This window comes from Cucumibacter marinus DSM 18995 (assembly GCF_000429865.1).
GTDB lineage: Bacteria > Pseudomonadota > Alphaproteobacteria > Rhizobiales > Devosiaceae > Cucumibacter > Cucumibacter marinus.
Genome location: NZ_AUCR01000010.1, coordinates 200,948 through 212,273, shown reverse-complemented (window position 1 = coordinate 212,273; position 11,326 = coordinate 200,948). Strand labels below are relative to the sequence as shown.

Here is an 11,326-nt window from a genome sequence, read left to right as displayed (position 1 = left end):
TGCCGCTTCGACCGACGCGTTGAGGGCCAGCAGATTGGTCTGGAAGGCGATGTCGTCGATCATGCCGATGATGTTGGAGATCTTGGCCGAGGAGTTGGTGATCCGCTCCATGGCTTCGGTCGCCTGCTGCATGACCTGGCCGCCGGTCTCTGCGGTTACCCGGACATTCTCTGCCCCTTCGGAGGCGTCCTGGGCTTCCTTGACGTTCTCGAGCACGGTTGCGGCGATGTTCTCCATGGCTGCCGAGGTCTCTTCGATCGTTGCCGCCTGCTTGGTGGTGCGTTCGGATAGATCGTTCGCCCCGCTCAGGATCTCTCCCGTCGCCGTCTTCAACGCACGTGAGGTGTCGCGGAGCTGGGCGACCACATCGGTCAACCGGTCCGCAACGGCGTTCGTATCGTTTTTCAGTTTGAGGAAGGCGCCCTTGAAGTCGCCTTCCACGCGGTGGGTCAGATCCGTCTGGGCCAGGGCGGCCAGCACGTCGCCGGATTCGGCGAGTCCGCTTTGAACCGAAGCCATGAGATCGTTCAGGCTATGGGCAACCGCATTGAGATTGTCGTCCTCGAATTCGCGGGTGATGCGGGCCGAGAAGTCGCCATTGGCGGCCGCGCGGACAACACGGGCCACCTCGGCCTGCATGTCATCGCTCATCTGCCGGGCGGCACGGTCGCGCTGGCGCTCGTCTTCCTTGACCGCGTTCATCGATTCGATCTCGATGGCGTTTTCGCGGAAGACCTGCAGGGCGCGGGCCATCTCGCCGATCTCGTCCTTGCGCTCTTCATGCGGGATGGCGGATTGCGAATCCCCTTCGGTCAACGCAATCATGCGGGCAGACAGTCCGCGCATGGCGCGCGACAGGGCGCGGATCACGGCAAGGCAGAGCGCGCCGATCAGGATAATCGAGCCCACGGAAAAGGCGATGTTCTGCCAAAGGGCGGTGCGCGCTTCGGCAAGCTTGCTGGCGGCGAGCTGATCGAGGGCGGTGCTCGTCTTGGCAATGGCTTCGCCGACCAGCCCGATCTTGACCCCGGCGGCCGCTTCCCAATCGGCGACCGAGTACCCGATATCGCCATCGTTCACATTGGCGAACATGGCCTGATGGACCTCTCCGAGAATTCGGCCGGGCTGAGTGTCGGGGAAATCGGTGATTGGCTTGGTGATCTCGCCGGGCAGGTATTCGCGCATGGGCGGACCGTAGAGATCCCGCAAATCCTTGGCGTGCTGGACATAGGCGAATTCGGCAGAGCCCAGCGGGCCGGTGGCGATCAGCTTGGAGCCGAGATTGAATTCGATCAGGCCGGCATCATTGACCTGCATGAGGGCGTGGAAGCCATCGATGAAACGTGCCAGCTCAAGATCGTCGATCATGGCGCCGGCGCGGCGGGTGAGGCTCAGCCCGGCCGCGGAAATCGGCTGCAGGATAAACAGGGATTCATCCGGGTTCGCCGTTCCATTGTCCTTCTTGGCCCGGTAAGGCGGGATCTTGTCGTGTCCCGCGCGGATGGTGTCGACCGCCGCGGTCATGGTGGAATCGCCCATGCCCATGGCGACCAGCGCGTCATAGGCGTCGAAGAGTTCGGCGAAGCGTGCATCGGTGTTGGCGCGCTGATCGGGCCATTCCGCCTCGGGCGCCATGTCTTCGCCTGGCAGGGCGATCGCCAGCATGGAGCCGGCATTGGCGACGCGCTGCACGGCGATGGCCTGCTGCAGCTCGGTAAAGTGCCGGTAGTGGGTGCTTGCCTGATTGATCCCGAACGCCGTCAGCGCGGCGAGCGGGACCAGCGCGAGCATGAACAACATGGTGCGAAGCGAAAGCCTCGACATGAGCGGCTTTTTGCCGAAAAGGAGCGACGCCATCTGGTGGTCCCCAAAGTCCTTGATCTTGCTGATGCGGCGACGGTGAAATCCGTGCCGGTTTTGACCAGATCATTAGGGGGCGCTGCTTAAGTATTGATTGATGGTCCGCGCGCTCGGTTGCGGCGAAAGCCCTGCTCAGCGGGCGTTTTGCCGCATCAAAGGTCAGTGGTACTGACTAAGTGTATGAAGTATCAGCAAAACTTTTCTACGTCCGGCGACAAACCCAGGAGCGACAATTGGCCGCTTTTTCGATCGGACGGATTCCCCGCCTCTCGTTGCCCTGTTGCGGCGGCTCGATATCCGTTCGAAATTCGTCGAAAATTGCGCGGGCCGGATATGGTCCGGCGCATCAATTTCGATGTTGAGTGCCGACTTGGATATCGAGAGCCTCCGGCTCCGGCCGACCTGAAAACACCAGGAGCAGCCGACGCGGTTTCGGGGCGCATCTCCCGGACGCCCGCCAGGGACGTCGATGCCCGATCAGAAAGGCACCAGCACGCTCAGATTGCCGCCATAGGCAAGGTAGTCACCGGTGCCGATACCATCATAGAACCCCTCGCCCTTGATCTGTGCATTGGAATTGGGCAGCCGGATCTCGGTATCGACGCTGAGTTTGCCGCGCAGATCCTGGTCCGATGAGGCAAGGCCCGGATTTGAGGCCGGGGCGTCGACCAGCTTGTCGAAATCGTAAATGCCGGTCAGTCCGACCCCGAGCGCCATATCAAAGTGTTGCATCGGGATGACTGTCGACAAATGCGGTCCGAACTCGATGCGGCCGAGATCGAATTCCTGGCTCGGGATCGTGTTCGACAGGGAGTCGACATAGGCGTTCTGGCGCTCCCAGTAGTAGGTGCCCTTCACGAAGGGTGCAAAGACGAAATTCCCGATGTCGAAATCGCCGGTCAGCCCGGCCTGCACCAGCATGCGCTCGGTGGTGAACTCGTCAGTGAACAACCCGAGGGGATCGACCTGGTTGTATGACCGTCCAAAGGTCGCCCGGCCATCGAGATAAAGATTGTCGCCGAGCCGGACCACCGCATAGGGGCCCGCCATCCAGCCAGTGCCGCTGGCCGAGCTATTGGTTGTCGCGTTGGATTCGGCAGCGATATCGATCTCGCCCATCACCCCGATCAGGGCCTGATCGCCGAAGCGATAGTCGACACCGCCAAAGACAATCCCGGTCAGACTGTCATTGTCGCGATTTTCGACGGCTGCGAACGACCCTTCAATCCAGAGATCGAAACCGGAGAGCTCCTGGGCGCCAGCCACAGGATCAGCCCCTGTCGACTTGGCGGGATCATTGGCCGCGTAACCCAGCGCGTGGGTCGCCTCGCCACTATCGAAGAGGTCAAAGGCGGCGAAAGGATCCTCCCCGGCCACTGTTGCCGGCGGCGCCGCGGCCTCAAGCCGGCGCTGTTCTGCATAAGCTCTGAGGCTCAACCGCAAGTCGATCGACTGGCTCGTGGGATCGAGCGAGATATTGGCACCGTTGCGCTGACCGAACGGGCCGCCGCTCAGGCGGTTGACCAGGTTCGGCTGGCTCGAGACGATCCGGTCAGCCCGGTTGGTGACAAAGGCCGCGATGACATCCTGGGTCTGGGCGATGTCCGCCGCCGCCTCCCTGGTGTTGGTCATCGAGAAGGTGGCCGTGAACGGCCCGGCAATGCTGGCAGTCACGTCATAGGGGGTATAGCTGCCGCCAGCGAAGGGCGAAGCGCTGGCATTGGCCGTGAGGGCCGAGCTGGTGGCTACCCCACCGGCGTCGGTCAGCACAGTCTCGGTATTTGTGCCGGTCAAGGCGAAGGTCAGCGAGGCTCCGCTGGCCGGCGCGGTGAACGTCACCAACTCTCCGGGTACGCCAGTGCCGTTCGTGTCGGTGACCTTGACCGCAAAGGGACTGCCAAAAGCGGTCGAAACTTCGGTCGATTGCCCATCTCCAGAATCGATGGCAACGCCGGTCGGCAGGCCGATGGTCGAGCCCAATACCGTGATGTTGAACGGGTTCTCATCCGCATCGGTGTTGGCGAAATTGAAATCGAAGCTGAAGGCGCCGCTGGCGGTCGGGGTATAGTTGACGGTCAGGGTTTGCGTTCCGCCGCCGGCTGCGATCGAGGTCGAGGACAGACTGAACGAATCGACCGAAGCATTGGTGGTGCCGGTGACGTTGGCGCCCACGGTGGGCGTCGTCACATTCAGCGGCGCAGCGCCGGTATTGGTGATGGTGTAGATCACAGACGTCGGCACACCGGCCGCGGGGGCGCCGGATATATTGTCGGTACCACCGTCGGCAACAGCACCACCGTCGGAAGACACGGAAATCTCGGGTGCGGTCACGGTCAAGGTATCGGTCGCACTGCCTGAATTGCCCATGCTCGATGTCAAATCGCCACTTGTATTCACCAGCGCTCCGGTGGTCGTGGGCTCGACGTCGAGCTGAACCGTGCAGGTCGCCCCGTCGCCGACTGTGCCTCCGGTGTACGACACGGTTCCCGAACCCGCCGTGGCGGTCAATGTTCCGCCCGTGCAGGTGGTGCTCGCATTGGCCGGCGACCCGACGATCAGACCGGCGGGCAGGTTGTCTGTGAAATCAAGGCTCGTTGCGGCGACCGCGTTGGCGGTGTTGTCGATGGTGAAGGTCAGGGTCGAGGTGCCGGACTCGGTGATGGTATCGGGCGAGAAGGCCTTGGAGAACAGCGGTGGCGTTGTCGCAACGACCTCGAATTGCGAAATGCCGAGCGGGGTTGAAATGTTGCCCAGACCGTCGGTGACCTGAAGCGTACAGTTATAGGTGCCGGGGTCGAGCGCCGAAGTGTTGTCCGGTTTGGTCAGCGTGATGGTCTGGTCGCCGGTCGACGTGATGGTCGTCGACGAGCTGGTGCCACAGCCGCTGCCCACAGAGAGTGTGCCGGTCTCACTGGTCGAGAAAGTGTAGTCCGGTGTTCCGTCGTCAGTCGGGTCTGGCACAGCTGTCTTTTCGGCCAGGACTGGGCCGGCGTTGTCGACCGTGTATGACTGGTTCGACGGTATCACTGTGTCGGTCAGTGCGTTGCCCGCCAGATCAGCGATATCCTGCCCGCCCGAGAGACCGAGGCCGACGATGCCATTGTAGCTGGCGAGATCGCCGCCCGAGACGGTGACGTCATAGGTGTTGGCGCTGCCGGTCACACCTGTCGGCGCGCCCGTGGTACCGCTCGCCGTGAAATCTGCGGTGCCGACATTGGCCACGCTTTCACTGAAGGTCACCCGAAACACCAGTGAGTCGGCACCAGTTGGGGAACTCGACGGGTTCTGGCGCGCGATCGAGGTCACGGTCGGGGCGGTGTTTTCGATGGTGAAGCTCTCATCGGCACCGGTCGGCGTGGTGTTGCTCAAGGCATTGCCAGCGGAATCGGCAATGTTCTGGACCACGGCGAAGCCGAGACTGACAGTACCATCCAGGCCAGCCAGATTGCCGCCCGAGACGGTGACGTCATAAGTGTCGCCGGTACCCGATACACCTGTCACCGTTGCCGTTGTGCCGCTGACAGCGAAGTCGACCGTGCCGACATTGACCACGCTTTCGCTAAAGGTCACGCGGAACACCAGTGAGTCGGCGTTGGTTGGCGATGTGGCGGGTGTCTGGCGCACGATCGAGGTGACGGTCGGCGCGGCATTATCGACGGTGTAGCTCTCATTGGCGCCGGTCGGCGTGGTGTTGCTCAAAGCGTTGGCAAGGGCGTCCTGAATGTTCTGCCCGCCCACAAAGCCCAGTCCGACCGTGCCGTCGAAGCCCGCGAGATCACCACCGGAGACGGTGACGTCATAGGTATCGCCGCTGCCCGAGACGCCTGTAGGCGTGCCTGTGGTGCCACTGGCGGTGAAGTCCGTCGCGTCGACATTGACCACGCTTTCGCTAAAGGTCACGCGGAACACCAGTGAGTCGGCGTTGGTTGGCGATGTGGCGGGTGTCTGGCGCGCGATCGAGGTGACGGTCGGCGGGGTGGTGTCGCCGGTGGAGACCGACCCCGAGGTGGTTCCTGAGCCGACATAGGTGAAGCTCGGAAATGGCGTTCCGCCATGAGTGCCCGAAATCGTACAGCCTGGTGCGGAGCAGTCGACGTCCCCAATCACAACGTCACCACCGTTCGACAGCGTTCCCTGTGGATCACCGTTGCGGTCTACGATTGAGAACACCAGAGCTCTGGGGTCACTTACATGATCGAAGACCCCGAAATTCGTGGCACCATCACCAGTTGGGCGAATATCGCTGGATCCGCGTATTTCGATCTGTATGAGGTCGTTGTTGATATCGGCGCCCGTCTCCAGGGTGCAGACATCGTCTGTGAGATCGAGGTAAATCGGGGTACCCAACACAGGGCTGGGGCAATCGGTGAAGGCGGCCTGGACAGGAGCCGTGGCACCGAGCACCCAGAGTATCGTGCTCAGGAGCAACCAAAGGACGAGCCCAACAGATCGTCGCGATGGACCTGTTGTTCCTCCATTGTGTTTGCCCATACCCATACGCCCACCCTCTCGGACACTGGCAGTGCCCGCCCCGCTCCGTGTCGGGTTGGCCCAGCCCATTTATGAATTGGCCCCGCGCCGATGCCGGACAGCTGCCGCGTCGCGAATCCAAACGTCCTTAACGCATCGTTAAACCGATGACCCTTAACGCATTGTTAAAGGAGGTTTTCCCGGCTTGTAGTACTGTCCCACAATCGACACAACTAAGTATTTTTACAGTACAAATTCACGGAAAATGACTTAGTCGCCGACGCAAGTTTTCATGACAGAAATTCAGGTGCAAGCATTTTTTCTTTTTTCTTCAATGATTTGATTCAATCGATCACAAGCTTGTGATCGCGTTGCCGACTCCAATGGCCCGTGTAAGGCTGACTTTCCAATTGTCGCAATTCTGTAACAATCGAAGTTTTTTAATTACAAAACAGAATCAACAAGCCCGGTAATAAGTATAAACCCGTATATATTGCTTACTGTCGACTTCACCGATGTCGACCGGAGGGGACATGTCAGAGCCATTTCTCGCTGAGATCCGCATGGTGGGTTTCAATTTTGCACCGCGCGGCTGGGCCTTCACGGACGGGCAGATCCTGCCCATCAACCAGAACCAATCGCTCTATTCGCTGTTGGGCACGACCTATGGCGGGGACGGACGCACCAGTTTCGCCCTGCCCGATCTGCGCAGCCGCACCCCGATCCACAACGGTGACGGCTATCAGCTCGGGCAAAAGAGCGGCGCCGAAACGATCACACTGACCACAGCGGAAATCCCAAACCATACCCATACAGTCAAAGCGTCCGGCCAGGATGGCGATCAAGCCAGCCCGACCGATCATCTGCTGGCAAGCGAGATTGCTCCGGACCTGGTCTACCGTGATTACGCTGTTGCCAATCAAACGGCCTTGCGCAGCGGAACCGTGACCAATGCCGGTGGCGGGCAGGCACACAACAATATGCAACCCTATTTGACCGTGAGCTTCTGCATCGCCTTGCAGGGGCTTTTCCCCTCGCGCAACTAAGGAGTATCGAGATGTCCGAACCCTTTGTGGGCGAGATCAGGATGTTCGCGGGCAATTTCGCGCCACGCGGCTGGGCGTTTTGCGATGGCCAGCTTCTTGCGGTCTCGCAAAACGATGCCTTGTTTTCGCTGCTCGGTACGATCTATGGCGGCGATGGGCGCACGACCTTCGGCCTGCCCGACATGCGAGGCCGCATTCCCCTGCAGCAGGGGACCGGGCCGGGCCTCAGCCCGCGTCGACTGGGCAGCAAGGGCGGCAGCGAACATGTAACGCTGACCACCAATCAGCTCGCCAGCCACAGCCATGATTTCAACACCAATACACAGCCGGCGTCCGAACTCGGGCCGCAGGGCCGTATCTTGGCGGAGGGCGTCAATATCCGGCCATATCGCGCCGAAACGCAAAACAGCAGCATGGCGTCCAACATGATCGCCAATACGGGCGGATCGCAGCCGCACACCAATTTGATGCCGACGCTTTGCGTGAACTTCATCATCGCCCTGTTCGGCATCTATCCGAGCCGGCACTAGGAGGCGAAAATGTCAGAACCCTTTGTTGCGGAAATCCGTATTTTCGCCGGCAATTTCGCCCCGCGCGGCTGGGCTTTTTGCGATGGTCAGCTTCTGCCGATTTCCAACAATACGGCCCTGTTCTCCCTGATCGGGACCACTTATGGCGGCGATGGGCGCACGACAACGGCCCTACCCAATCTGCAAGGCAGGGCGCCGATGCATCCAGGAAGAGGGCCGGGCCTCACCTCTCGCCGATTGGGGGAAAAGGTCGGAGTTGAAACGGTGACGCTCGTTGAAGCGCAGATGCCAAGCCACAATCATACCGCGCGGGCAACGACCAATTCGGGCGATGTCGAGGGGCCGACGAACACCGGATCGATGGCCAGCACCAGTTTCGACAGGCTTTATCACACCGATACCACAACCAACCTGGTCGACATGGCCTTCGAGACGCTTTCGGAGACGGGTGGCGGGCAGTCCCATAGCAATATGCAGCCCTATTTGACGCTGAATTTCATCATCGCGCTGGTGGGGCTCTACCCGTCGCGCGGTTGACCTCGGAATGGGCTGGCGCCTCGCCTTCAGGGCCAGTTTGGCGCCGCCACCGCAATGACCATCGCAAGCGGCCTGACCCACCGGTGGTTCGGCGCTGTCCAGGAGAGGACGACAGACATGTCCGTTGATGACACCAATCCCGAAGCCGTCGAAGAAACCATGCCTGAGACATCGTTTCTCGACACGCTGAAAACATCCTATTTCCGGCTGTTCGTGGCGACGATCGATACCAAAGGCGATCTCGCCTACAAGGATCAAGCCAGCGAGAACGGGCCGTTTGCCGCCGATTTCACCACGCTGGCGACCAATTTCGATCTCGGGCCGCTGGCTGCATCGACGACCATGGACGGCTATGTCTCGGTGATCGCACAGCAGAACGACACCCAGGACATTCTTTATTACGCCGAAAGCCCGAGCGGAGGCGAAACGCGGTTCGCCGATCCGGTCAATCTCGGCATGCCGGCACCGGTTTCCGCATTCCAGGCCGCAGCAGCGGCCCGCGGGCTCGACGGGTTGCCGAATGTGTTCGGCGTCTCGGACAATGACCAGTCGATCTGGTGGCGCTACCAGAACACCTACACGGTCGGCACCGAAACCATGGAGGTCATCCCCCCGGGCACCGACACCCCGATTTCGGTGACCGCGAATGTACCCCAGCCGCCGACCGAGGCGTGGTCCGACTGGGTACAGATCCCGGGCAATCTCGAGACAGTTTCATCGACCAACAATGCCGATGGCCGATTGGTCCTGGTCGGGCTCAATGCCGACAAGGTGCCCTATATGAATTTTCAGTCCGGCAAGGATCCATTCGACCCCGAACAATGGAAAGGCTGGACCGACATCTCGGGCGGGCTGAGCGGTTTCAACAAGATCACAATCGCCTTCGACGGCAATGACTTCGTCTATATCTTTGCCAGCATCGGCTCGAAAATCTACATGATGGCGCAGACCCGAACCGGGGCCGACGTGTTTACCGGCTGGGTGCTGCTGGCTTCATTTGCAGACACGGTGAGCGAATTCGCCGTGGGGCTTGGTGCGAATAGTGGGCTCTATGTGGCCGCGCAGGTCGGCACGGGGACCGATGCGCCGATCTACGGCATGCGGCAGACCCAGAGCGACCCTGCGATCTGGGGGGCGCCGACCATCATCGCTCACCTCACCGGCGCCCACACGCTTGACTTGCACCCGCAGGCCAATCGGCAATTGGTGCTGTTTGCGCTTGATGTGGATTCCCATGACCTGCGTTGCATCGGGCAGGTGCTGCCCGATCATTGGGACGCAAACTGGACCGTGCTGGGATCAGGCATTGCCAGCTTTGCCGTGACGACCGATATCACGCCAAACGCCGGCTGACGGGCGGCGTGGCTGACCGGGCACCCCACGACACCAGGAGTTGGCCGCCGAACAATCGGAGCCGTAGACTTGGGTTGGGCTACCGGGTTGAGACTGAGGCCGACCAGGATATTCTGATCGCGCTCTACCGTTCGACACGGGAAAGCGAATTGGCGCAAACGCCGTGGGACGAGGCCGAAAAGCAGGCCTTTGTCGCCATGCAGTTTCGTGCCCAGCACACCCATTACCGTGCCCATTATCCAGATGCGCTCTGGCTCATCATCGAGCGCGGGTGCGAGGCGATCGGCCGGCTCTATCTCGAGCGCTGGTCCGATGAACACCGGATCATCGACATCGCGCTGATACCGGCGGCGCGAGGGCATGGCTTTGGCGGTGCGATTCTTGCCGATCTGATCGAGGAGGCCGAAGCAGTGGGCAAGCCCGTCAGCATTCACGTGGAAAAGACCAATCCGGCGATGTCGCTGTACCGGCGCCTGGGATTCGCGGTGGTCGAAGACAAGGGGGTGTATGACCTGTTGCGCCGTCCGGTCGGCGCTGCGAACACTACGGCCTGAGCACGCTCAGGCGAAGACCGCCTCGTAGCGAAAACCATCCTCGAATTGGGCGACCGGCACCAGGAACAGGTCGATCTCGCCCAGCTCAGCCTGGGTTACGCGATAGGTGGCCTGGGGGAGCGCCGGCTCATTGGGCCCGCGCCAAAGCAATGAGAACGCGCCGCCTTCACGCATGCCGGATCCCATCGCCTTGACCTCGATGAGTTCGAGCGGCACTTCGGGCTCAACCGAGGTAACCGTGAAGCTCTTGTCGCCAAGGCCTTCGAAGTCGCTGGCAGAGGCGTTGAGCGGATCGAACATGGCACGGGCCTCCAGGTATTTCGCATAAGCTGGCGCATTCGGCGCGATGGCACAGGTCATCGGCAAATGGAGATCACATGACCGGACCCCCGCGGCGCGGCGCCATCTCACCATCGTTCCCAGCCAGGGGCAACCGGATTTTCGTCAGTACTTTCCGCAGGTTAGGTTCTGCTCCAACCGATCGGAGCGCGGATGCGCTGCCATCACGGCCCCGAGGTGCATTGCGCGTTGCCAGCCCGGGCCAATTCGGTTAGGTTCCGCCTCGCTTCGCGCGATCGCCATCGGGCGATCCACCGCGCTTCGGGCACCCGTAGCTCAGCTGGATAGAGCGCTGCCCTCCGAAGGCAGAGGTCATAGGTTCGAATCCTATCGGGTGCGCCATTATATAAATTAAACCAGTGACTTGCGCCGCAGCCGGCTGATGCATCAGCGGGCGACGAGCCCGAAGCTATCAGGGCGACGTTGGGATCGGGATTGGCGCTAACCAGCCGCCGACATCGCGGTACTTCTTGGCTTCGCGCACCGGCTACCTTCGGAAAAGGGGCCGTCACCGCACTGTCGGCAACTGATACAGAAATCCGGTATTCCCGCTTAGCTTGGCTTCAGTTGCTGCGACATGGACGGTATCCGCGCAGGAAATCAGGCTAGATGAGATTGTTCCGCGATGGTCGGCCTT

8 protein-coding genes and 1 tRNA gene are annotated in these 11,326 nt (G+C 61.1%); 6 read left to right on the top strand and 3 right to left on the bottom strand.

Features of this window, described 5'->3' with window-relative positions; all coding sequences use genetic code 11:
• Both G489_RS22745 and G489_RS0108130 read right to left on the bottom strand, forming a co-directional pair.
• Window positions 1-1,857, bottom strand: a 1,857-nt coding sequence (locus tag G489_RS22745; RefSeq protein WP_051332420.1) for a methyl-accepting chemotaxis protein, incomplete at its 3' end; no start/stop codon positions are given.
• 480 nt (window positions 1,858-2,337) lie between these two features.
• Entirely contained in the window at window positions 2,338-6,030 is a 3,693-nt protein-coding gene (locus G489_RS0108130; protein WP_155889340.1) for a DUF7933 domain-containing protein, read from the bottom strand.
• Between the two features lie 833 nt (window positions 6,031-6,863).
• Between G489_RS0108130 and G489_RS0108125 the strand changes: the two genes are divergently transcribed.
• The 5 genes from G489_RS0108125 (at window position 6,864) to G489_RS0108105 (ending at window position 10,350) form a co-directional block, all read left to right on the top strand.
• Window positions 6,864-7,376 carry a phage tail protein gene (locus tag G489_RS0108125; protein ID WP_029041125.1) on the top strand — a complete coding sequence of 171 codons (513 nt, stop codon included), beginning with the start codon at window positions 6,864-6,866 and terminating at the stop codon, window positions 7,374-7,376.
• 11 nt (window positions 7,377-7,387) lie between these two features.
• Window positions 7,388-7,906, top strand: a complete 519-nt coding sequence (locus G489_RS0108120; RefSeq protein WP_029041124.1) for a phage tail protein — start codon at window positions 7,388-7,390, stop codon at window positions 7,904-7,906.
• Window positions 7,907-7,915: 9 nt separating this feature from the next.
• Window positions 7,916-8,443, top strand: a complete 528-nt coding sequence (locus G489_RS0108115) for a phage tail protein (protein WP_029041123.1) — start codon at window positions 7,916-7,918, stop codon at window positions 8,441-8,443.
• 117 nt (window positions 8,444-8,560) lie between these two features.
• Window positions 8,561-9,796, top strand: coding sequence for a hypothetical protein (locus G489_RS0108110; RefSeq protein ID WP_029041122.1), 1,236 nt, complete (start codon window positions 8,561-8,563; stop codon window positions 9,794-9,796).
• A 74-nt stretch (window positions 9,797-9,870) separates the two neighbouring features.
• On the top strand, window positions 9,871-10,350 hold the full coding sequence (locus G489_RS0108105; protein ID WP_245578851.1) for a GNAT family N-acetyltransferase: 480 nt from the start codon (window positions 9,871-9,873) through the stop codon (window positions 10,348-10,350).
• Window positions 10,351-10,356: 6 nt separating this feature from the next.
• Here G489_RS0108105 and G489_RS0108100 read toward each other — a convergent pair whose 3' ends face one another.
• Window positions 10,357-10,710, bottom strand: coding sequence for a DUF6916 family protein (locus tag G489_RS0108100; RefSeq protein WP_407059827.1), 354 nt, complete (start codon window positions 10,708-10,710; stop codon window positions 10,357-10,359).
• 244 nt (window positions 10,711-10,954) lie between these two features.
• Here G489_RS0108100 and G489_RS0108095 point away from each other — a divergent pair.
• Window positions 10,955-11,031, top strand: a tRNA-Arg gene (locus G489_RS0108095).
• Window positions 11,032-11,326 lie beyond the last annotated feature (295 nt).